Here is a 23,322-nt window from a genome sequence, read left to right as displayed (position 1 = left end):
ACGATGGATTTAGGATTAAAGGATAAAGTAGCTGTCATAATGGGAGGAACCTCTGGAGTCGGATTAAAAACAGCGGAAATGTTCCTTCAGGAGGGGGCTAAAGTAGCGGTCTGCGGCAGAAACCACGAGCGGAAGGAAAGAGCCTATGATCATCTTCTGCAATTTGGCTCCATCGATTCCATTTATGCGGCAACATGCGACGTAACGAGTAAAGAGGATGTCAATGAGTTCATTAACGGGACAGCAGCCCATTTTGGCGGGATTGATATCCTTGTGAATGCAGCAGGACAAAGTGTCATGGGATACTTTTTTGATGTGACGGATGAACAATGGGAGCAGCAAATCCAATTGAAATACTTTGCCATCATTTACGCGGTGAAGGCGGTTCATCCGTATTTGGTCGAGCGTGGCGGCGGCAGAATCATTAATATCAATGCTACCTTAGCCAAAGAGCCGGAAAGACATATGATTGCTACAGCAGCTACAAGAGCAGGCCTGCTGAATTTAAGTAAGACCCTTTCCCAAGAGCTTGCTGCCGATAATATTTTAGTTAACTCCGTGAGCCTCGGGCTGATTCGAACCGACCAATGGGAACGACGTAGATTGAAAAATGCGCCGGAGATGAATGTTGACGATTATTATGCAGACTTGGCGAAAAAGAGAAATATTCCACTGGGAAGAGTAGGGGAAGCAGAGGAAGTCGCCAGTGTGATTTTATTTTTAGCTTCAGAGAAAGCAAGTTATGTATCGGGTTCCACGATTGAAACAGCTGGAGCGCTGGGGAAAGCGCTTTAATTTTCAGGTAAAGGCAGGAATAGATGATGAGTGAACAAAAGCAAATGGAATTTACAACAGCAGATGCAGTAGTAAAAGAACTTGTCCGTGCCGGTGTAGAGGTAGCATTTGGAATTGTCAGTATCCATAATATGCCGATCTATGATGCCATTCTTCGCGAAGGGAGCATTCATTTAGTCTGTTCCCGCGGAGAGAGCGGCGCGGCCAATATGGCGGACGGCTATGCTAGAGCGACAGGAAAATTAGGAGTAGTGATTACAAGTACAGGAACGGGTGCTGGGAATGCCGCCGGTTCTTTAATTGAAGCATGGGCAGCAGGGGTGCCGGTTCTTCATCTAACTGGTGAGGTGGCTTCATCTTATTTAGGAACTGGCAGGGGATATATCCATGAATGTAAGGACCAGTTGTCGATGATGGAAGGGTGCAGTAAAAAAGCGGTCCGTTTAAGAAGGCCTGAACAGGCTGCGGCAGTTGTAAGGCAAGCGATTCAGGATGCCTTTGCCTATCCGTCAGGACCTGTAACGCTTGAAATCCCCATTGATTTTCAATCTGCTATTATCCCTAGCTATCCGATTGATGAAATCAGAACAATGGCTCCATCCAATCAAACCCTTCCATATTTGCCTGAAGAGGCATTAATGAAAATCTCCCAAGCCCGCCGGCCGGTTATTTGGGCAGGAGGAGGCGTGATTACGTCTGGTGCATCAAATGAAGTTCAAGAACTGGCAGAAAAGATTGGAGCTGCTGTTATCACAAGCCAGTCTGGAAAAGGAAGTATTCCAGAAGACCATCCTCAGTGCATCGGTCACTTTGCCGCTTATGAATTAACGAAAGACCTGTTGAAAAAGGCCGACTTGCTGATCAGTATAGGTGTTCGATTTAGAGGGAATGAAACCTCCAATTGGAAAGTCACTGTTCCAAAAGAACACATCGCCATTGATGCCGACTGGCTGGCGATCAATCGAAACTATGAAGCAAGCTATGGGCTAGTAGGGGATGCCAGACAAATTTTACAAGGGTTAAATCAAGAATTATCTAATACATCTATTGTTCCGGATTCTGCTTATCTTGATGAGGTACAGTCCGTTCGAGAGGAATTGCGTACACAGTTAAGAGCCACACTTGGGCCATACGAACAAATTCTTGATGGCATGCGAAAAGTACTGCCGCAAAACACGATTTTAGTCCGCGATGTCACCGTACAAGCGAATGTGTGGGGCAGCCGCCTTTTTGAAATCTATGAACCTAGGACATCGATTCACGCATCTGGCGGCGGAATTGGTCAAGGACTGCCAACTGCGATTGGTGCGCAAATGGGCTACAAGGATCGCCCGGTTGTCCTGATGGCAGGTGATGGCGGGTTTATGGTCAATGTCGGCGAAATGGCAACCGCCGCTCAAGAAAAACTGCCATTAATCATTGTCCTGTTTGATGATGCAGGCTACGGGGTGCTTCGAAATATTCAAAGTGCCGCTTATGGACGTCAAGTGGCTGTTGATTTGATGAGCCCTGACTTTGTCCAGTTAAGTCAATCGATGGGATTTGAAGCATCACGAATCGGTTCACCAGCAGAGTTTGTCACAGAGCTCGAGAAGGCCGTAGAAAACAAAAAGCCAACGATGATTGTAGTAGACATGGATGCGGTTGGACCAATGGCGAAACCATTTGGAGGTCCTCCGGGTGCAGCTGATGCTTTCAAGCCAAAGAAGTTATAAGGAGGAATGACAGTGATTTCAACATATCCATCTGTATCTGGTAAATATCTGATTGGCGGAAAATGGATTCAAGCGGCAAAAACAGCAAATGTCATCAATCCAGCACATACAAGTGAAGTGGTCGGCGAGGTGGCTTTATGTTCAAAGGAGGATGTAGACCAGGCGGTGGCAACAGCAGCAAAAGCCTATGAAAGCTGGTCGCAAAGTAAAATTGAGGACCGGGCAAACCGGATGCAGCTGGCAGCTGAGGAGATTCGTGCCATCATTGAAGAGAATGTTAGTCTGCTAGTCCGCGAGAATGGTAAGGTCTTAGTTGAAGCGAAAAAGGATTTACTCCGATGTATCGATATTATGAAGCAAGGGGCAGAGGAATTACTAGAATGGTGGCAGCCAAAAAGCCTGCCTGGGAATCAAAAGGTGCAAATCCGCAAGCGTCCGCGGGGCGTTGCCGCAATCATCTCGCCTTGGAACTCACCGATGATTCTGACCTTTAAGCGGGTCATTCCGGCTGTTCTGACTGGAAATACGGTCGTTGTGAAGCCGGCAACCAGCTGTCCATTAACGATCATGACGTTTTTAAAAGTCGTCGCTTCCTATTTTCCGGATGGGGTCATCAATGTTGTGTCAGGCTCCGGAGGTGTGATTGGGGATGCGCTTTGCTCGGATCCACGGGTTCGCACGATTGCATTCGTGGGGAGCACGGAAACGGGGAAGGAAATTATGCGCGCCGCCAGCGGCACCGTAAAGAAACTGTACATGGAGCTTGGCGGGAACGATGCTGCAATTCTTCTTCCGGATGTAAATTTGGATGATGAAGCGATCAAGCGTCTGCGTTTTGGAGTTCTTCGTGCGGCAGGGCAGGTTTGTTCAGCAATTAAAAGGATTTATGTGCACGAATCTAGATATGAGGAAGCGGTTGAAAAATTAAAGAAAGAATTCAGCCGTATTCGGGTTGGAAATGGGATTCAGCCTGATGTGGAAATGGGACCTTTAAATAATAAATCTCAATATGACTATGTCAACGGCCTGATCAAACGAGCAGCTGAATCAGGAGCTAACGTCATTACAGGGGGCATTCAGCTCGATCCGGAATCATGGGAACAAGGTTATTACATCATGCCGACTATCATTACCGGTGTAGAGCAAACAAGTGAAATTGTTCGCGCAGAACAATTCGGACCTGTTATTCCGATCCTCCCATTTTCCGATATCGATCAAGTCGTGAAGCTTGCCAATGACAGTGAGTTCGGTTTACGGGCATCTGTTTGGACAGAAGATGAAGAGCTTGCGGTGGAATTGGCAGACCGCTTGGAGGCAGGCGCTGTATTCCACAATAACCATACTGTGTTCCAGGATCTTCATCTTGATTTTCCAGGTTTAAAAGAGAGCGGATTGTCTCGTGAAACAAGACATTGCGGGCTGGAATACTTCGCTGATTCTTACGGTTTGGCCAACTAAGAAAAGCGGAAGCCCCTAGGCGCTGGAGCTGGACAATTCTCGAAGTTAAAACTTTTACATTACCTTTAGAAAGGAGGAAACCAGATGAAAATAGGGTTAATTGGCGGAGGAAATATTGGGCAGTTTCTTCTCCAAAGCATCAATATCAATGGTCTTCTTCCAGGGAGTAAAATTGTCGGCCTTTATACGCGAAACGAACAAACGGCAGGGCAGCTTGCGGCACAGTTTGATACAGAAAGTTTTTTGGATCCGCAATCGTTGATCCAGTCTGCTGACATTGACGTTGTGATTGAAGCGGCGACAATACAAGTGGTGAAGGATTATGGCGCCGACATTCTCGCAAGCGGCAAGGATTTAGTGCTTAGCAGTGTCGGCGCGTTAGCCGATGTGGATTTTTACCGGCAGCTTGAAGAAATTTGCCAAAAAAATAGCACGAAAATATATTTGCCATCAGGGGCGATTGGTGGATTGGATATCCTGAAGGCGGCGAAATCCATTGGCGAGCTGGAATCGGTTTCGATTGTAACGAGGAAGCCTCCGGCGGCCTTGCCAGGTGCTCCTGCCGACTGCGAACAAGTGATGTTCGAAGGCTCAGCTCATGAAGCGATTGAATTGTTTCCGAAAAATATTAATGTATCAATCATTTTGTCCTTAGCGGGCTTGGGTCCGGATAAGACGGTAGTTAAAATAATATCGGATCCAGCAGTTCGGAAAAACAGCCACTCGATTGAGGCCGCCGGGTCGTTCGGAAAATTATCTCTGGTTGTCGAGAATGACCCGATGCCGAATAATCCAAGAACAAGCTACCTCGCTGCCCTTAGTGTCTTGTCTGTTTTGAAAAACAAAGATGCGGTGGTCAAGGTCGGATAAGTGCTAGAATGAAAATGGGGATGTTCATTTATAATAAGGAAGAAAACAGGGGAAACCCAAAGATTTTTGAAATCATTCTCCTGTAAAAATAAGATACAAGAATTTAGTACTTAGGGGGAATAGGCTATGATGAAAACAAACATAAATCTTGAAGAAATGTCTCAGCAAGATGCGATTGAATACTTAAAAGAATCCGTTCAGCCAGAAATGGGCGCAATTCCTGCCTCGCTTCTAGGTGACCCAAAGATTTATGACATTGAGCATAAAAAAGTATTTTTAAAAACATGGTTGTTTATCGGCCATGAATCTGAAATTCCAAACAAAAATGATTTCATTACAAGGGACCTTGCTGGTTATTCGGTGATTATTTCACGAGGTTCAGATGGAGAAATTCGCGGCCTATATAATATGTGTACACACCGCGGTATGAAGCTATGCCGGGCCGATGCAGGAAATAAATCTTCGTTTACCTGCCCGTATCATGGCTTTAATTTTAAAAACAATGGAGATTGTATTGGGGTACCGCTGCAAAAGGATATTTATGGCGGGGATTTCGATAAATCTGGATTAGGGCTTCATAAAATTAGAATCGATTCCTACAAAGGTCTTTTGTTCGGCACATGGAATGATCAGGCTGAACCTTTAGAAGACTTTTTGGGTGAATTTAAATGGTATCTCGATATTTTAGCAGGCCGTGCCGAAATGGAGGTCGTGGGGCCGCCCCAACGATTCGTTATTCACTCGAACTGGAAAATAGGTGCAGATAATTTTGTCGGCGACTCTTATCATACGATGGTTACTCATGGTTCCATTGTTAAATTGGGAATGGTCCCAAGTGCCACCTATTCCAAAAAAGGCTATCAAATTCATACAACCAATGGGCATGGCTTAAATTTGGGCACTCCGAATCCTGATTTTGCTTTTCCGGAGGAACTAAAAGAAGAATACAAGTCTAATTTAACAGAAGAACAGTATGATGTTTTGTGCAATCTAAAAAATATGATTGGCAATATTTTTCCGAATCTATCTTTCCTAATTTCCCATACAAAAGTCAAAGGTCAGTTGATTTCTAATACTTCTGTTCGTCTTTGGAGACCTATTAGTGTCGACAAGATGGAGGTCATTACTTGGCTGTTAGTGGAGAAGAACGCTTCAAGCGATTGGAAAAGACGCTCCCGTGAGTCGTTTATTTTAACATTCAGTCCTTCTGGAATTTTTGAACAGGATGACACAGAGGTATTTACGGATATTACCGCTGCCGCGTCTGGTACAATGCCATTGGTTAAACAGCTGACTTTTAACTATACGATGGGCTTACATCGCAAGCCTGTAGAGGATTTCATTGGGCCAGGGGTTGTTTATGATGATAAATTCACAGAGGCCAATCAACGAAACTTTTATCGCTACTGGCTTGATCTAATGACTTCTTAAAGTATTTTTGAAGTGACGAAGATAAAAAAGTGTAAGGAGGAGTCATGATGAGTTTAGAGAAGATGCTGGCAACCTATGAATTTGAACAATGGTTATATTTAGAAGCGAAACTGTTGGATGATATTGATTTTGATGGGTGGTTCAGTTTGCTGCACCCTGATATTTCTTATTCCATGCCGGTCAGGGTCAACAAGGAAGGGATCGAACGTCCTGATTATTCTTTAGATATGTTTGCTTTTTATGACGACATTGAATTATTGAAAATACGCGTTGATCGTTTAAAAACGGATTACGCTTGGGCTGAAATCCCGCCATCAAGGACACGAAGGTCTGTTAATAATGTCCGCCTTCTTGAGTATGCACCAAATGAAAAGGCGGTTGTAAACAGTTATTTGACCATCTATCGGAGCCGAAGCACCGATATCCACCACGATTTAATTTCAGGGGAGCGTCAGGATGAATTTACATTCGTAGACGGGGAATGGAAGCTGTCCAAGCGCGTCTTCATCGTCGACCAAACGACTTTAAATACAAGAAATCTGGCTATTTTTGTTTAATCGTCAAAGTGATTTGTTGTGATTCTCGGATAAAAAGACGATTACTCTCGGATAAGCGGGGTTAACTCTCGGATAGAAGACAATTACTCTCGGATAAACGGGGTTAACTCTCTTATAATCAGCATTTACTCTCGCATACCAAACTCTAAAAATAGCAGCTTTAAATAGAAAGGAGCGCCCTGATGGAACAGCTTAGCGGAAAATCAATTTATTTGACTGGAGGTGCCTCCGGTATTGGAAAGGCAGTCACCGAGGCATTTGTAAAGGAGGGCGCAACCGTCACCATCCTCGATAAATCGGCTGCTGGATTACATGAACTTAAACAACAATTGGGTGACAAGGTTCAATGTATCGAAGGCGATGTGACGGTCTATGAGGATCATGTTAAGGCAGTCCAGAGAGCAGTTGAAACTTACGGTAAATTGGATGTTTTTGTGGCCAATGCCGGCGTATTCGACGGCTTTGCCAAGTTTGAAAATGTTACGCCAGATGCCATGTCGGATGCATATGATCTGCTGATGGATATCAACGTAAAGGGTTATTTTAACGGAGCAAAAGCCAGTGTAGAAGAGCTGAAGAAAACGTCGGGAAATATGATTTTCACTGTTTCTGGCGCAGGCTTCTATCCCGATGGCGGCGGGGTTTGGTATACCGCAAGCAAGCATGCTCAAATTGGCTTAATGCGCCAATTGGCGTTTGAATTAGCGCCAGAAATACGTGTGAATGCGGTGGCTCCAGGAGGAACGTTAACGGCACTGCATGTCATTCCGCCTCTACAGCCTTTTGTCAAAATAGTCGATAATGAAACAAAAGAGAAAAGCATTAAAAAGCGGAACCCACTGCAAATTGCGATGAAATCTGAGGATCATGTTGGCGCCTATATCCTTCTTGCATCCGATCAGGCACGCGCGATTACGGGTGAAGTGATTTCAAGTGATGGAGGACTGGCTGTTCGCGGTCTGGGTTAGGGGGGTGGGTGCCACCGCCCAATTTTTTTGAAAAAAACTATAACCGAGGTGAATCGACGTGACCGAATCCTTAACAAAAAAGCCGCTGGCTGGCAATAACGTCATTAATCAAATTGCTTTTGTGGTTCGTGATATTGAGCAGGCATCTGAAGCCTTTTCTAAACTTCTTGGCATCCCTAAGCCCAATTGGTTCTTAACTGGAGAACGTGAAGTGTCAAAAGTAGTCTTTCGTGGCCAGCCAACGGATTCCCGCAGTAAACTGGTATTCATCAACACTCCGACGGTGCAAATTGAATTGATTGAACCGAACCAGGAGCCTGGTACCATGCGCGAGTTTTTAGATACAGTCGGAGAAGGCATTCATCATATCGCTTTTGATGTTGATTCTATAAAAGATAGATTGCCAGTTTTTGAGGAAAACGGATATCCACTCCTGCAGAGCGGAGAATTTACGTCGAGTGATGGCAGATACGTGTATGTGGATACGTTAAACGATTATAAAACACTATTGGAATTGCTCGAAAGTGCGGAACCAAGGGACACCACACCACCTGCTGATGTCTTCACTCCATTATTAGGAACCAATAAAGTCGAGCAGCTTGCGCTTGTTGTAAAAGATTTGGATGCGGCGGCCGAATCGTACTGCAAATTATTGAGTGTGGAAAAACCAGCTATTATTCATTCAGGTCCAAGTGAGCTGACTCAGGTTGTCTTTGAAGGCCAACCAACCGAAGCAGAGTCGAGATATCTGTTTATTAACACGCCGTTACTTCAGCTGGAATTAATTGAGCCGGGTGATTCACCAAGCACGTGGAAAAAGCAACTCGAAACTCAAGGAGAAGGTGTCCACCATATTTCATTCGTCGTACATGATATGGATGAAAAAGTGAAATTGCTAGAGAATCTAGGCTATCCAGTTATCCAAAGGGGGAATTTTTGGAACGGCAAAGGGAGATACGCTTATATGGATACGACCGCTACATACAAAGTAATCATCGAATTACTTGAAAGATACTAATCGCGGGAAAAGATTCGAAATATTATTCAGAAGAAGTCCCTAATACGGGGCCTTTTTGTTTTGAGGAATAGCAAACTTTGCGGAACAGAATTGGTACTGTATTTTTTCCATAAAATTTCTAGGTAAAGTGCCCTTCCACATCTTAGTTTCTTTACATAAATTGTAGGGAATAAGTCTAAAGGAGGTCTATATATGTTCGGTTATGGTGGATTTGGTGGTTGTTGCGGCGGCTACGGCTACGGCGGTTGCGGTTTCGGCGGCGGCTTTGCTTTAATCGTTGTATTGTTTATTTTGTTAATCATCGTAGGAGCAGTTATCTGCTTCTAAGAAAACAATACTTCAACAAAAAAAGCCTGTTAGGGCTTTTTTTGTTGAAATTTTTTTATCAGACTCAGCACTTGTCTAATCACTTTTCTGTCTTGTACATAAGATATTATTACACCAAGGCCAAATCTAAATAAAATTTTTACCTCCTGAGAACGTTTGCTGACCCCAAGCAGACGTTTCTTGTATTTTATGTGAAAAATACCTTAAAAAAGTATGCTTCCAAAAGGAGCTTACTTTTTTATATTCAAGGATTCTTAATTCAATTTTTTAAATCCCCACTATTTTAATCCGTATGCCTTTATGATCTCTTGTTTAATACTACTTCCTGCATCATCCCAGGCACTGGCCCGAAGGGAGACAAAGCTTCCCGGTTTATTTGGATGCTTGATTGTGGCTGTCCAGCCTTTACCTTCAGCAACTAATCCTACGTTTTCCCAGGACTTGCCTTCATTGAACGAAACCTCAAGGGATGCTCCATCAATTTTTCCATTTCCTGGAGCGCCTGAAATTTGGATCGCCGACAAACCAATTTTAGCTGAATGGCCGGCAAGGGCGTCTCCGTTCATGTCGGTATCCACTTTGTAATCAAGCGAAAGCAGAGGTAAATCTGTTTTAAATTCCTCTTGCTGTTTAGACCAGAACGTCCACTCTGTATGAGTTCGAACGGATGTATGCCAGCGCTCCTCATCACGGGAGGCATCACTGACTATTCGATATTGGGTATTTTCAACAGGATAGTCTGCAAAAGAATAGATTGCTTGCCCTTTACCCTCTTTTACGAGTTTAGAACCTTGATAAAGCTTTAGTGTTTGCTGACCAGGGTAAGTCATTTCTGCCCCAGTGCTTCCTAAGCCAGAATCAGCCCATGCAGGAACATTGATAATCAGACTGTTCCCTGAACGGTAAGGTACCCAGAAGCCATCACCAAAGCGAGGGCGGACTACTGGAGCAAACCAGTCTTCCTCTAACTGCTGCCCTGGCTTGTATTGGGCTAAAGGCTGACGCACTTCCCATTGGCCGTCTAGCACACTTGCCTGATGATACCAGGATGTACCCTCCTGGGCGGATACCCATTCTATTCGGACTGCTGGCAATGATAGACTCATAGGGTAGCCTACTCCAATTGGGCGGTATGCCGGGAGATCCCAGCGGAACTCCGCACCTGGAGCCGTGCGGTCTGATCTATACTGAGTATTGATTTTTACAAGATCCTTTGTTTTTGGTGAATAGGTTAAATCCTTTGGTATTGCATTATGATGGTTATCGACAAGATCATAAATGAAATCACTATCAGGATTACCTTCGACATTCAATTTCAATTTTCCAGAACGGGCAGCTTCAATGAGATTTTTACCCTCTGTTCCACTAATAGCAGCTACCGCGATTGGACTATCTGAAAGTGAAAAATCTTCATTTTCAATTCCAACATATTCGCTCAGTTCTTGCGGTCCATCATTTACAGTAATCAAGAGTTTAGCTCCGGCCTTATTGGCAGCCGCAGCCCTCTCAGCTCCGGAAACTTCGTCACTGCGTTCCACGATAACGGCCTTGTCCTTTACATTCAATCCATTATATTCTGCAGCAGCACCCTTGCCTGCATAAACGGTATCCAAATTGTATTTCCCTTTTAGAAGCGTACTTCCCGCTTGAGCGATATCATCTAATTCTTGTCCGTGGAAGTTGATCGTCAATAACGGCTCTGTAAGACGCCAGCGTGTGTTCATGGTGAAGTCACCATTTTTTACTGGCTTAGTTGGTTGAGCGTACATATGATCCTTCCAAACTGGCAGAACGTAAATGTCCTCGACGTTATTTCCATCAATCGTGCGGTGATATTCCATTTTTCTAAAATTCGCTTCGGTCTTTTTTGGGACATTAGCGGTAATTTTGTTCGCTTTACGGGCATCCAGTTCAACTGTTTGCGGTCCATTTAGTTGGATTTCAGGGTTACCGACGAGTGCAACACCGGCATGATCTGTATTCTCGTCAACATCCATCATTGACATAACTGAATAAGTTCCAGGCGGCAGTCGTAATTCCTTCGTACCGTCAACGGCCATAAACTGTGGAATTCCATCAGGGCCAAGAAGGTTGATGTAGGCTAGGGCAGGAGCACCGTCGCGATCTGTTGCTTTAAGCGTAAGTGGATATCTTTCCTCTTCCTTAATCATGCCAATAGCGGTATGTGCAACTGTTTTGCCATCTGCAGCTGCTGAAAGCTGTCCTTGATAACGGGCGCCAAGAGCACCTAGCTGAGGATCAAGAGTGACGGTGACGTCAGCTGAACTTTTTGCTTGAATCGTAACTTTATCTGTTGAAAGCTTTAAGAACCCTGAAGGGGCATCTGAACCGCTGTTATCTGTTACTTTTGCTGAGAGATTCAGTGTTACCGGCTGGTCGCTGTCATTCGTGTAGGTAACCTTTTTCACAACCGGAACATCTCCATCATGCGGCCAGTCGAAAAAGCCAAAATCGATGGAGCCAGTAGCCCGTACTTTGCCTAATACTGCGGCTGCAACATCAACACGACCTGTTCCGCCCTCGAAAGGCTTAATTTCATCCAGCTCCTTCGTTGTACTCATCAGGGCATCCTTCAGTTCTGTGCCTGTCCAATCAGGATGGCGCTGAGAAAGGATCGCCGCTGCTCCGGCAACATGCGGTGTTGCCATTGACGTTCCGTCCATTGTGAGATAGGATCCCTGTCCATTCGTGGCAAAATGAGACCGTGCCGCCGTTATCGCTACGCCAGGGGCAGTGAGGTCTGGTTTTAGCCCTGAATTTCCATTTCGGGGTCCTCTGGAGGAGAACCAAGCAAGCTGATCAGACTTGTCCACCGCACCAACTGTTAGTGCTGCATCTGCTGCTCCCGGTGAACCAATTCCTTCAGCACCAGTATTTCCTGCTGCAATGACAAACAGAGAACCTGTCTCTGTACTCAGGTTATTGACAGCTTGAGCCATTGGATCTGTTCCGTCACTTGTCTCGCTGCTTCCCAAACTCATGCTGACAATCTTGGCATTATGGGAAGCCCATTCCATGCCATCGATAATCCAGGAATCTTGGCCAAAGCCTTCATTATTAAGCACTTTCCCAACTAATAGACGGGCTCCTGGAGCTACCCCTTTATACTTTCCTTCTGACGCTGCTCCTGTTCCAAGTACAGTGGATGCGACATGTGTACCGTGAGCGTGATGGTCTTCTACGTCCTCACCAGGGACAAAGCTCTTTGAAGCATCCAATTGACCAGAAATATCCGGGTGTTCTGCATCGATTCCGGTGTCAAGCACCGCTACTTTTACACCCTTTCCGTCATAACCGGCATTCCAAGCCGTTGGTGCACCAATTTGTGGAACACTTTCTGCAAGGGTGGCTTCCACTTTGCCATCCAGCCAGACTTTTTCAATTCTTGGAGTCAACGCTGCCCGTGAAGCCTTGGCTTGTTGTGCACCTTTCGTGATGTCTTGCCAGAACGTTTTCGCTTCCTTTTTATCAGTGGAGAGTGCCACACCATTAATGCTTTCTAGCACATGGGTTTGCTTGGCTCCTTTTGGTGTAGGTTTAGGCGCAGCGGAACGAGTTTTAGACTCAGAATATTGGACGATGACAGGCAAAGTATTTTGAGAGGCATCATCATATCCATCAGCAATGAGCGTGGTGATATTGAATAAATCCTTATCCATGAATCCGGAGGCTAAATATGGCATTGCCTGGTCAGGTATGACATATGTATCCTTGTTGACTGTCATTATTCGTGCACCACCGCCAGCATGATTAGCGGGTTCTACGCTAATGACACTTTGCCCATCGGCTAACTCTGTTACAGTGACAACATCCCCCGTAATAAGCGTGATGACATGCTTTCCTGTACTCGCTTTTGCGTTAATACCATGTAAAACTTCTGAAATGCCGTCTGCAGATTTTACCAAATTTTTGCTAGAGTCATCGGCAAACGCTTGAAGAGTGGGTACGGTAAGAAGAGCAGTAGTCATCATCGCCGCAAAATACTTCTTGAATCTAGGCTTTTCCATTTTGCATTCTCCTATTCTGTAAAAAATTTGTCTTTCCATCTATCTATTAAAAAATTATAGAGTGGATTAAGTAGACTGTTAATTGGGACAATTCTCGCTTTTAGGAGGTGGATGAAGGAGGAATTTTTGAGAAGAAGGGGTTCTTTGTGTAAAATAATGAAGCCTTATCATCAGGTTTACTTGGGACAATTCTAATTAGCCGACAAAAAAAGACAATTGCTGCGGGCAATTATCCTTTGTCAGTCTATTAAGCTAACGATCGTTTTTCTCGATAATATTCGCTTTCTTAAGTTCAACGGGAGACCCTATATTGAAAAGCCGATTCTTAAGATGCTGGTTGGCAATTCGAAGATAATGGTTGGCGGAACGGAAGTCTTGATTTTCCTCGTAATAGGCGGCCATCATCTGAAGATATTTGCTCCCTCTATCGGCAGACATATGATTTTCAATGATGGATAATCCATGATTAATTAGAAATTGAATAAGTGCTTTTTTCGGGCCGACTGCTTCATGATAAAGGATTTTCAATTCTATAAAACGCGGTGATTTTTGATCCTGAAAGGAATCTAGCGCTTCTTTCAAGATACCCGCTGCCTTTTCATGATGTGAATCGGAAATTAGGGCCTCTGCCAGACTGGATATCGTTATGTAATAATTAAGAGTGTTTTTTTCTCTGAGTTGAAGGGCCAGCAAATAATGGCTGACCGATTCTTCTATTTTTCCTTGTCTATAATGCAAAAAACCGAGATTATGCAGGGAAAGGGACCGTGTCTCTGTATCCTGCAGCATTTCTGCATCATTTAAAATATGAAGAAGCATTTCTTTAGCCTTATCAAATTCACCAATATAAATAAAATTAACCGCAAGAATCATTTTCACGTAAACAATCCGTAAAAAGTTATTTGTATTTTGAAACATCCGTAAGGCCTTATAGGCATAATGAATGGATAAAGAATAGTGGCATAAGTGGCCTTCCAAGGCTGACCGGAAATAATAATACTCTGTAATTTTTGACTGAAATTGCTCTGCCTGTTCCTCCGCGCGGGACAGGTAGAGGAGTGCTTTCGGGAATTGTTCCTTTTTCCCATAATAGATTCCCTGAAGAAGATCCCATACAAATGCCTCAAAGGGAGAAAACTTCGAGATGTACCGATGAATTCCTAATGAGGATTTTTCAAAAGCTTTAAGATCTTCTAAAAGGAGGTAATAACGGAGCTTATATAGCTCAAATAAATAAAGCATGTCTGTACAATAGATGTATTCCTTGTCCTCCTGCAATTCCTTATAGATTGCAGCTGCCTTTTCCTGGTGCATCCGTTCAATTGTCTCGTAAAATACATCCAGCTTCTGCCTGATTAATTCGGTCTTTTTGTTTTCTTCCTCTATTGAAATCTGCAATCTTTCACATAACAGCTTTAGTGTTTTGGGATTGGCGTCTTTCGTATTATTTTCTATTTTGCTTAAGTGTGTAATCGAGCAAATGCCATGGCATAGCTGTTCCTGCGTCTTATTTTGCTTTCTGCGATGATAATAAATCACTTTTCCTATGGACATTCAATCAACCTACTCTCTTAGAACGAAAATAAAGGACTTTTTTACATTTTAACTACTTTTAGATTAATAGTAATTAAGTAAATAGGATTAATTTTTCATTTTTTGCACCAAGGAGAAATCATTAATGGATATTTAACTGAATATTACATATGGTCAGTGATATTTATTGACGAATAAAACTTAATCATACTAAAATGGATAAAATCACTAAAGAAGGTGTTTTTCTTATGTCAAAAGGAATAAAAGAAATCAACTCGGATGGGTCATTTAACCGCCAAAAAAATAGATTTACGGCACCGTTTGGAAATAAAGAAGGGGAGCTCCCGATTGAGGCGGGAAGATATCGGCTTTTATGGTCGGCTGTTTGTCCATGGGCGCACCGTTCTGTAATCGTTCGCAGCATCCTTGGGCTAGAAGAGGCCATCAGTTTAGGAACCGCCAGTCCAATGCGTCCGAAGGTTCCTCATGTAGACTGGGAATTTTCACTTGATAAGGGCGGAGTGGATCCAGTACTTGGAATCCGGTACATGAGCGAAATTTATCAAAAAACAGCTCCTGATTACTCTGGACGCCCAACAGTACCTGTGATGGTGGATGTTAAGGAACAAAAAGTAGTAAACAATGATTATTTTAAACTAACCAATTATCTGGAAACCGTATGGGCCCCATTACATAAAAAAAATGCTCCTGATTTGTATCCGGAACACTTGCGCGGGGAGATAGATTCTTTAAATGATATCATTTTCCATGATGTCAACAACGGTGTTTATAAATGCGGCTTTGCCCAATCTCAAGAAGCCTATGAAGCGGCGTACGACACCCTTTTTGCGGGATTAGATGAATTAGAAGAACGTCTATCCACACGCCGCTTCTTATTTGGTGATTATATTACCGATTCAGATGTTCGGCTATATGCCACATTAGTCCGTTTCGATGCTGCCTATTACTCGGCTTTCAAGACAAACCGGAATCGGATTGTTGATTTTCCCAATCTATGGGGCTATTTGCGTGATCTCTATCAAACTCCTGGATTTGGGGATACGACTGATTTTCATGCGATTAAAGTGCATTATCATTTATCCAACCATATTGCCAGCGATGATCAAAAAAGCTTTCATATATTGCCGAAGGGTCCGGACTTATCAGGTTTGCATTCGCCGCATAACCGTGAAGTATTAAGTAATAAAACCGAAAAGTTTTTAATCCATTGAGGGGTGGGCATAAAAATGATCATACGTGATGCTAAAGATGAGGAAATGCCGTATATTCGGGAGCAGCGAGTTATTTCCTACGAAGAACATGCGAAAAAAATTCCCGATGGGCATTGGCAGGCATTGAAGCGTGGCATTTTATCAGAAAGTGATAATAACCCAGATGTCGAGCGGATTGTGGCAGTTGTAGATGGATCCATACTGGGGAGTGTCGTTTTGTTTCCGGCCCAAACGGATGCCTATAACGGATATGTGGAAAAACAGGATTATCCCGAAATCCGTATGCTTGCGGTTACCCCTCTGGCAAGAGGGAAAGGGATAGCAACAGCTTTAATTCATGAATGCATTGGTCGGTCGAAGGCAAAGGGACATAAAGCAATCGGACTTCATACGGGAGAATTTATGGATGGAGCGATGAGATTGTATGAGCGCCTTGGCTTTGAGCGGGTGCCCCAATTGGACTTTGTGCCCGCTGATGATGGGATCGTCGTAAAGGCATTTCGGTTATCATTTAAAGAATAAGAGATTTTTCAAAAACACACTTGACAGGTCGGAAAAGTCAGAATAAAATGGTAATAATTTAAGAGTTTGGGAGATAATTTAATATTAAGCTGATTGGATAACCAAAGGCTTATACTCATTTGCTGAGTGTAGGCCTTTTTTGTTCAGAAGGGGGGAGTGGATGATCATGATTTATCCGATTAGTAAGGGGAGTCCTCATTGTTGTCCGTTAAAAGGGATTTTTATTCAGTTAAAACCAAGTAAACTTATATGAAATATGTAGTTTAAGAGGAGGATGATTAAATGGCAATTGTGGATCAAGCCAAGGCCAATTTTATTTTGTCAACTTTAAAAAATATGGAGTATGGTTCTGTAATCATAACCGTCCATGACGGTAATATCACACAAATAGATAAGACAGAAAAAACGCGCTTTGCCTCTAAAAGTGCGGGTGTAAAGAACCAAAAGTGACCACACTATGTAAACCGTATTTTTACAAACAAAGTCGCCGATCAGTCGTACTGAAGGCTGCTTATATTTAGACAATGCTAATGGAGCTTGCTGCCTGATAAAGGCAATCTCTCTTTATGCATTGAGCTAAAATAGGCAGCCTTTTTTAATTACAAAAAAGGGGGATTAACAATGTTATTAAGTCGAAAAATTGCTTACAAATTATCATTCTTTCTCATGCTTTTTGCTCTTGTTCTAGCGGGATGCAGCAGCAATGAGGCGGGCAGCCAGCCTGCCAAGAAGACGGAGGATGCGGCTAAAAAGAAAGAGCCGATTCAATTATTAAATGTTTCCTATGACCCAACTCGAGAGCTTTACGAAGAGGTTAATGCAGAATTCGCGAAGGAATGGGAGAAGAAAACCGGCCAGCAAGTGACGATTCAACAGTCCCATGGCGGTTCGGGGAAACAGGGGCGTGCTGTCATTGACGGCCTTGAAGCCGACGTTGTTACACTTGCTTTAGCCTATGATATCGATGAAATCGCCGACAAGGGCGGCTTATTATCAAAGGATTGGCAAAAGAAGCTGGACGATAATTCCACACCATACACGTCCACGATTGTTTTTCTTGTTAGAAAAGGAAATCCAAAAGGGATTAAGGATTGGGATGATCTTACGAAAAAAGGCGTTTCCGTCATTACACCGAACCCGAAGACATCAGGTGGGGCGAGATGGAATTACTTAGCGGCGTGGGCTTATGCACAGGAAAAGTTCGGCGGCGATGAAACAAAGACCAAAAATTTCATGAGTCAATTATATAAAAATGTTGAAGTGCTTGATTCAGGGGCACGGGGGGCAACGACGACATTTGTTGAGCGCGGTATTGGTGACGTTTTAATAGCTTGGGAGAATGAGGCATTTTTGACGCTAAATGAGTTAGGCAAGGACAAGTTTGAGATAGTGGTTCCTTCTCTAAGCATACTCGCAGAACCGCCTGTTGCCGTGGTCGATAAAGTGGTAGATAAAAAGGGAACAAGAGAAGCAGCAGAGGCTTATTTGAAGTTCTTATACACTGATAAAGGACAGGAGATTATTGCCAAAAATTATTATCGTCCGCGCAATCAAGCCATTCTCGATAAGTATGCGGATGTTTTTCCAAAAATCAATCTTGTAACAATTGATGACTATTTTGGAGGCTGGAAAAAAGCACAGGAAAAGCACTTCAATGATGGCGGAACGTTTGATCAAATTTATCAACCGAAATAATTTGGGGGGCGAATGTAAGAGTTCATAGAAAGATGTGCCCGTTCATTTTCCTAAATAGGAAGAAAAGAGCTATTAGGGGAAATGAAAATGTGTTTCATTTCCCCAATTCGGGAAGAAAAGAGCTAATAAGGTAAATGAAGAGGAGTTTCATTGCCCCAACCATGGAAAAAAGGGTTAGCGGGGTAAATGAAGAGGAGTTTCATTGCCCCAACCATGGAAAAAAGGGTTAGCAGGGTAAATGAAGCGGAGTTTCATTACCCCAAAAAAGGAAAAAGTGCTTAAAGGGTAAATGAAGTGGTTCATTTACCCAAAAAGTTTAAAGCGGAAGGGGTCAACCTCATGTTTCGGTCCTTAAAAAGAAATCATGTCCTTCCCGGATTTGGTCTTTCTCTGGGATTTACGATGTTTTACATTAGTTTTCTTGTCATTCTGCCATTATCGATGATATTTATTAATTCTGCTGCTGCCCCGTGGTCAAAAATTTGGCAGACAATATCGGAACCAAGGGTCGTGGCTTCCTACCAGCTCAGTATTGGTGCCTCCTTACTGGCAGCGGTCATCAATGTTGTATTCGGTGTGTTAATTGCCTGGGTGCTGGTTCGCTATCGCTTTCCGGGGGGACGAATCATTGATGGGCTGGTTGATTTGCCCTTCGCCTTGCCGACGGCGATCGCAGGAATTGCCTTAACCACGTTGTACACGGAAAACGGCTGGATTGGGCAATTTTTAGGATTTAAAGTGGCGTTCACACCACTAGGAATCACCATTGCCTTAACCTTTATCGGGTTACCTTTTGTTGTTCGCACCGTACAGCCTGTTTTGCAAAACTTGGACAAAGAAATTGAAGAGGCCTCCGCAAGTTTGGGAGCGAACCGATTGCAAACGTTTGTAAAAGTACTCTTTCCAGAGCTCTTGCCGGCGGCACTAACAGGGTTCGCTTTAGCATTTGCCCGAGCCTTGGGCGAATATGGTTCTGTAGTTTTTATTGCTGGGAATATGCCGATGCGCACAGAAATTACCCCGTTGTTAATCATGACGAAGCTGGAACAATATGATTACGCGGGAGCTACGGCTATCGCTGCAGTTATGCTTATTTTTTCTTTTATATTGTTATTTGTTATTAATTTATTGCAGTGGTGGACGAATCGGAAGTTTATATAGCTCAATTTGGAAAGGTAATAGATTATGAATGGCTTCTACGTGACCGAAAATAGTTAGAAACGAGGAAAAGGGTAACGTAGAAAGGGTCTACGTGACCAAAAATAGTTAGAAACGAGGAAAAGGGTAATGTAGAAAGGGTCTACGTGACTGAAAATAGTTAGAAACGGGGAAAAGGGTAACGTAGAAAGGGTCTACGTGACCGAAAATAGTTAGAAACGAGGAAAAGGGTAACGTAGAAAGGGTCTACGTGACCAAAAATAGTTAGAAACGAGGAAAAGGGTAACGTAGAAGGAGGCTACTCGACCAAAAAGGTTTGAAACAAAGAAAAAGGTAATGTATAGCAAAAAATAATCAAAAAAATTTAGCAAGGAGGGTTACCATGGCCGGGCACGTTTCTTTACAATATTCAACCTCTCCACAGCAAAACCAAACCCGAATCCAAGATTCAGAACCTCGCTGGGTGCGCTGGTTCCTAATCGCAATCGCTTTAGCATTTATAAGTTTGTTTTTGCTGCTGCCGCTTGCAGCGATTTTTATAAAAGCCTTCGAAAAGGGTATAGCGGTTTTTGTAAATGCGATAAGCGACCCTGACGCCTTAGCCGCTATTAAGCTAACTGCTGTAATAGCCATCATTACCGTTCCACTGAATGCCATCTTTGGTGTTACGGCTGCATGGGTTGTGACCAAATTCCAGTTCAAAGGCAAAAGTCTCCTTATTACAATTATAGACCTGCCGTTTGCCATCTCCCCTGTCATCGCTGGTCTGGTATTTGTTTTATTATTCAGTGCGCACGGTCTGTTTGGACAGTGGCTGCTGGAACATAATATCAAAATCATTTTTGCCGTACCGGGGATTGTACTTGCGACTCTTTTGGTGACACTTCCTTTTGTCGCTAGGGAACTGATACCATTGATGCAGACGCAAGGAACCACCGATGAGGAAGCCTCCATGACACTAGGTGCCAGCGGCTGGAAGACGTTTTGGCTGGTGACATTACCGAATATCAAATGGGGGCTTTTATATGGCATTATTTTGAGCACAGCCCGAGCAATAGGAGAATTCGGCGCCGTTTCGGTTGTTTCAGGCCATATTCGCGGATTGACCAATACGATGCCGCTTCATATTGAAATTTTATACAATGAATATCAATTTTCCGCAGCCTTCGCAGTCGCATCCTTAATGTCGTTATTTGCTATCTTTACCTTGATCATAAAAAATGTAATTGAATGGAAAGCGAAAGGAGCTTCCTAAAATGAGCATCCAAATTCAAAATATCTCAAAATCATTCGGCACCTTTACAGCCCTTGAAAAAATAAATATTGATATTCAAACAGGAGAGCTCGTTGCCCTTCTTGGCCCGTCAGGCTCGGGAAAGACTTCCTTGCTAAGGATTATTGCTGGATTAGAAGCGGCAAATCAGGGAAGCATTCTTTTCGGGGATGAAGATATGACCCACATCCATACAAAGGAGCGTAAAGTCGGCTTTGTTTTCCAGCATTATGCCTTGTTCCGTCATATGACTGTTTTTGATAATATTGCCTATGGGTTAAAGGTGCGTCCTAGAAAAATAAGACCTTCCAAACAAGAAATAAAAGACAAGGTCTATGAATTATTGAAACTAGTAAAGCTTGAGGCTTATGCGGACCGCTATCCATCCAATTTGTCTGGCGGGCAGCGGCAGAGGGTCGCCCTTGCAAGAGCCCTGGCTGTTGAACCTAAGGTCCTTCTATTAGATGAACCTTTTGGTGCCCTGGATGCGAAGGTTCGGAAAGATCTTCGCAGATGGCTTCGAAAGCTGCATGATGATTACCAGATTACTAGTATTTTTGTGACGCATGATCAAGAAGAGGCACTTGATGTTGCGGACCGGATTGTCGTTATGAATGAAGGGAAAATTGAGCAGATTGGCACGCCTGAAGAAGTCTATGAAAATCCAAATAGTCCATTTGTTTATCACTTCTTAGGTAATGTCAATTTATTTAAGGGGCGTTTGCATAATGGGAAACTGCATCATGGGAATTTTCAGGTTGACGCACCGCCTGAATTTGCGAAATCGATGAATACGGATGCAGTTGGCTATGTCCGGCCCTATGATATCAGCATTGAACGGGAACAAAGCCTTGATTCAGTTGCTGCAAAAATCAGTTATATCCATTTGGTTGGAGCAGTGGTCCAGCTTGAACTTATCCGAAATGATAATGGAGATTTTTTAGAAGCGGAATTAACAAAAGAACACTATCGAAGCCTTAATCTAAAAACTGGGGAAGAAGTGTACGTAAAACCAAAACAGTTGAAGGTTTTTATACCGGAGGATTTTTCCATTTGAAAACAAGCAGATTGCTGCTTGTTTTTTCCATTTCTCCACACTGCGATGTAAAATAAATATAAGGGAGGTATTCAAATGGACGTAATTGATAAAGCGCTTCAAGTTGCTAGTAAAGCACACCAAAACCAATTTAGGAAAAATACCGATATTCCTTATATCGCTCACCCTGCTTCAGTCGGGATGCTTGTATTGAAGGCGGGGTACAGTGAAGACATCGTCGCAGCGGCAATCCTGCATGATACAGTGGAAGATACGGAACTTACCTTAGAAGATACCGAGCGGGAGTTTGGGGCGAAAATTGCTGAAGTTGTGGCGGGCTGCTCCGAACCAGATAAATCGCTGCCTTGGAAAGCTAGAAAGGAACATACGATAGAATTTTTAAAGACTGCTACTGAAAGTATTCGTGCGGTTGCATGTGCCGATAAACTCCACAATATTCGCTCCATTTTAAACGATTATGAACAAGTTGGCGAAGAAGTATGGGAGAGATTTAATGCCGGGAAGGATCAGCAAAAGTGGTATTATACGAAAATCGTAGAAAGCCTAGGCAGCCAATCCACCTTTACGTTGTTGGAAGAATTAAAAATAGAAGTGGACAGGTTGTTTAACACAAAGGGGGAACCCTCATGGAAGTAAGACTATTAGAAGCAGCTGATGCCGAAAAGTATTGGGAGCTAAGATTAGAAGCGTTAAAGCAAAATCCAGAGGCCTTTTTAACAAGCTATGAAGATGCGATAAAAAGAGAAAATCCCATCGGGCAGACAGCCCGAAACTTCAGCCAGCCAGGGAACTATACGTTTGGGGCGTTTGAAAATGGGGAGCTGATAGGAGTCGTCACCTTACTGCAAGAACAGGCGGAAAAAATCAAGCACCGGGCCAATATCTATGCTATGTATGTAACACTGTCAAAACGAGGCACTGGCGTAGGAGAGGCACTTATGACCGAGGCGATAAAGAAAGCAAAATCTGTCGAAGCCATTGAAAAAATAAACCTATCTGTTATTGCCACTAATGAAAAGGCCAAAAAGCTCTATACAAAATTAGGATTTAAAGAGTATGGATATGAGGAAAAGGCCATGAAAATAAATGGTGTATACTATGCAGATGAGCATATGGTTTTGCATTTATAAATCATGAATATGTAACAAAGTCGATTCATGAGGAGAGAAATTATGTGTTAAAATGACTTTGTAGAGATTGGAGGTCGCCCAAGAAATGATTACATTCTACAAAGTCATTGTTTTTATTCATATTTTTTCGGCTATTATCGGGATGGGGCCCGGTTTTATTTTAACGACAGTTGTCAAGTCTGGAAATACCATGACCGAATTACGGCATTCATATAGACTCCGTCACAAGTTACATATTTATGTGATGGTTGGCGGTACGCTTTTACTTGTGACGGGTTTAATCATGGGCTTCCTTAATCCAAGCTTGTTTCGGATGGGATGGTATATCGTAAGTCTCGTTCTCTTTTTAGTGGCGCTTGCGTCTGGCCCGCTCCTGCTATCACCGAGGTCCAAACCGGTAAAAGCCCTATTAGAATCCCATAAGGGTGATGAAATACCAGAGGAATATTGGCGCTTATCCAAAGCCCTTTTTCGAACTGAATACGTGGCAAATGTAATTTTTATTATTATCATTACCCTAATGATTTTAAAACCATTTTAATCAAACAGGTATGG

At 43.2% G+C, this 23,322-nt stretch carries 21 protein-coding genes; 19 read left to right on the top strand and 2 right to left on the bottom strand.

The annotated features are described in order from the left end of the window. Positions 1 to 3: 3 nt before the first annotated feature. The 9 genes from PH210_RS19360 to PH210_RS19320 all read left to right on the top strand — a co-directional run bounded on the left by PH210_RS19360 (position 4) and on the right by PH210_RS19320 (position 9,139). Positions 4 to 795, top strand: coding sequence for an SDR family oxidoreductase (locus tag PH210_RS19360; RefSeq protein WP_289987826.1), 792 nt, complete (start codon positions 4 to 6; stop codon positions 793 to 795). A 26-nt stretch (positions 796 to 821) separates the two neighbouring features. After that, entirely contained in the window at positions 822 to 2,510 is a 1,689-nt protein-coding gene (locus PH210_RS19355; protein WP_289987825.1) for a thiamine pyrophosphate-binding protein, read from the top strand. Between the two features lie 12 nt (positions 2,511 to 2,522). Beyond that, on the top strand, positions 2,523 to 3,968 hold the full coding sequence (locus PH210_RS19350) for an aldehyde dehydrogenase family protein (protein ID WP_289987824.1): 1,446 nt from the start codon (positions 2,523 to 2,525) through the stop codon (positions 3,966 to 3,968). Positions 3,969 to 4,052: 84 nt separating this feature from the next. Continuing rightward, positions 4,053 to 4,838: an aspartate dehydrogenase gene (nadX, locus tag PH210_RS19345; RefSeq protein WP_289987823.1), complete on the top strand. Its 786-nt coding sequence runs from the start codon at positions 4,053 to 4,055 to the stop codon at positions 4,836 to 4,838. Positions 4,839 to 4,964: 126 nt separating this feature from the next. Further along, positions 4,965 to 6,269 carry an aromatic ring-hydroxylating oxygenase subunit alpha gene (locus PH210_RS19340; protein WP_289987822.1) on the top strand — a complete coding sequence of 435 codons (1,305 nt, stop codon included), beginning with the start codon at positions 4,965 to 4,967 and terminating at the stop codon, positions 6,267 to 6,269. 47 nt (positions 6,270 to 6,316) lie between these two features. Further along, a complete protein-coding gene (locus tag PH210_RS19335; protein WP_289987821.1) occupies positions 6,317 to 6,826 on the top strand; it encodes an aromatic-ring-hydroxylating dioxygenase subunit beta in 510 nt (169 codons plus the stop codon). A gap of 182 nt (positions 6,827 to 7,008) precedes the next feature. After that, positions 7,009 to 7,794, top strand: a complete 786-nt coding sequence (locus PH210_RS19330; protein ID WP_289987820.1) for an SDR family NAD(P)-dependent oxidoreductase — start codon at positions 7,009 to 7,011, stop codon at positions 7,792 to 7,794. Positions 7,795 to 7,852: 58 nt separating this feature from the next. After that, entirely contained in the window at positions 7,853 to 8,812 is a 960-nt protein-coding gene (locus PH210_RS19325) for a VOC family protein (protein WP_289987819.1), read from the top strand. 192 nt (positions 8,813 to 9,004) lie between these two features. Then, the gene (locus tag PH210_RS19320) at positions 9,005 to 9,139 is read left to right on the top strand and encodes a YjcZ family sporulation protein (RefSeq protein ID WP_289987818.1); all 135 of its coding nucleotides are present in this window, start codon (positions 9,005 to 9,007) and stop codon (positions 9,137 to 9,139) included. Between the two features lie 278 nt (positions 9,140 to 9,417). Here the strand turns inward: PH210_RS19320 and PH210_RS19315 are convergent, their stop codons facing one another. After that, entirely contained in the window at positions 9,418 to 13,167 is a 3,750-nt protein-coding gene (locus tag PH210_RS19315) for a S8 family serine peptidase (RefSeq protein WP_289987817.1), read from the bottom strand. A 252-nt stretch (positions 13,168 to 13,419) separates the two neighbouring features. After that, a complete protein-coding gene (locus tag PH210_RS19310) occupies positions 13,420 to 14,721 on the bottom strand; it encodes a helix-turn-helix domain-containing protein (protein WP_289987816.1) in 1,302 nt (433 codons plus the stop codon). A gap of 227 nt (positions 14,722 to 14,948) precedes the next feature. Here PH210_RS19310 and PH210_RS19305 point away from each other — a divergent pair, with 227 nt between their 5' ends. From PH210_RS19305 to PH210_RS19260, 10 genes are all read left to right on the top strand, one after another. Further along, entirely contained in the window at positions 14,949 to 15,932 is a 984-nt protein-coding gene (locus PH210_RS19305; protein ID WP_289987814.1) for a glutathione S-transferase family protein, read from the top strand. 15 nt (positions 15,933 to 15,947) lie between these two features. Beyond that, positions 15,948 to 16,454, top strand: coding sequence for a GNAT family N-acetyltransferase (locus PH210_RS19300; protein ID WP_289987813.1), 507 nt, complete (start codon positions 15,948 to 15,950; stop codon positions 16,452 to 16,454). Between the two features lie 282 nt (positions 16,455 to 16,736). After that, positions 16,737 to 16,904, top strand: a complete 168-nt coding sequence (locus PH210_RS19295; RefSeq protein WP_289987812.1) for a YezD family protein — start codon at positions 16,737 to 16,739, stop codon at positions 16,902 to 16,904. 171 nt (positions 16,905 to 17,075) lie between these two features. Then, entirely contained in the window at positions 17,076 to 18,149 is a 1,074-nt protein-coding gene (locus tag PH210_RS19290; RefSeq protein ID WP_289987811.1) for a sulfate ABC transporter substrate-binding protein, read from the top strand. 339 nt (positions 18,150 to 18,488) lie between these two features. After that, on the top strand, positions 18,489 to 19,310 hold the full coding sequence (cysT, locus tag PH210_RS19285; RefSeq protein ID WP_289987810.1) for a sulfate ABC transporter permease subunit CysT: 822 nt from the start codon (positions 18,489 to 18,491) through the stop codon (positions 19,308 to 19,310). A 379-nt stretch (positions 19,311 to 19,689) separates the two neighbouring features. Further along, entirely contained in the window at positions 19,690 to 20,562 is an 873-nt protein-coding gene (gene cysW, locus PH210_RS19280) for a sulfate ABC transporter permease subunit CysW (RefSeq protein WP_289987809.1), read from the top strand. A 1-nt stretch (position 20,563) separates the two neighbouring features. Further along, on the top strand, positions 20,564 to 21,637 hold the full coding sequence (locus PH210_RS19275) for a sulfate/molybdate ABC transporter ATP-binding protein (RefSeq protein WP_289987808.1): 1,074 nt from the start codon (positions 20,564 to 20,566) through the stop codon (positions 21,635 to 21,637). A 75-nt stretch (positions 21,638 to 21,712) separates the two neighbouring features. Beyond that, the gene (locus PH210_RS19270; RefSeq protein WP_289987807.1) at positions 21,713 to 22,273 is read left to right on the top strand and encodes an HD domain-containing protein; all 561 of its coding nucleotides are present in this window, start codon (positions 21,713 to 21,715) and stop codon (positions 22,271 to 22,273) included. Next, positions 22,264 to 22,767, top strand: coding sequence for a GNAT family N-acetyltransferase (locus PH210_RS19265; protein WP_289987806.1), 504 nt, complete (start codon positions 22,264 to 22,266; stop codon positions 22,765 to 22,767). The genes PH210_RS19270 and PH210_RS19265 overlap by 10 nt, the downstream gene beginning before the upstream one ends. 85 nt (positions 22,768 to 22,852) lie before the next feature. Beyond that, positions 22,853 to 23,308, top strand: coding sequence for a DUF2269 family protein (locus PH210_RS19260; protein WP_289987805.1), 456 nt, complete (start codon positions 22,853 to 22,855; stop codon positions 23,306 to 23,308). Positions 23,309 to 23,322: the final 14 nt, after the last annotated feature.

Source organism: Paenibacillus sp. BSR1-1, assembly GCF_030403775.1.
In the GTDB taxonomy this organism is placed as follows: domain Bacteria; phylum Bacillota; class Bacilli; order Bacillales; family Cytobacillaceae; genus Neobacillus.
The sequence above is the reverse complement of the archived record's forward strand: the minus strand, read 5'-3'. Positions and strand labels throughout refer to the sequence as shown.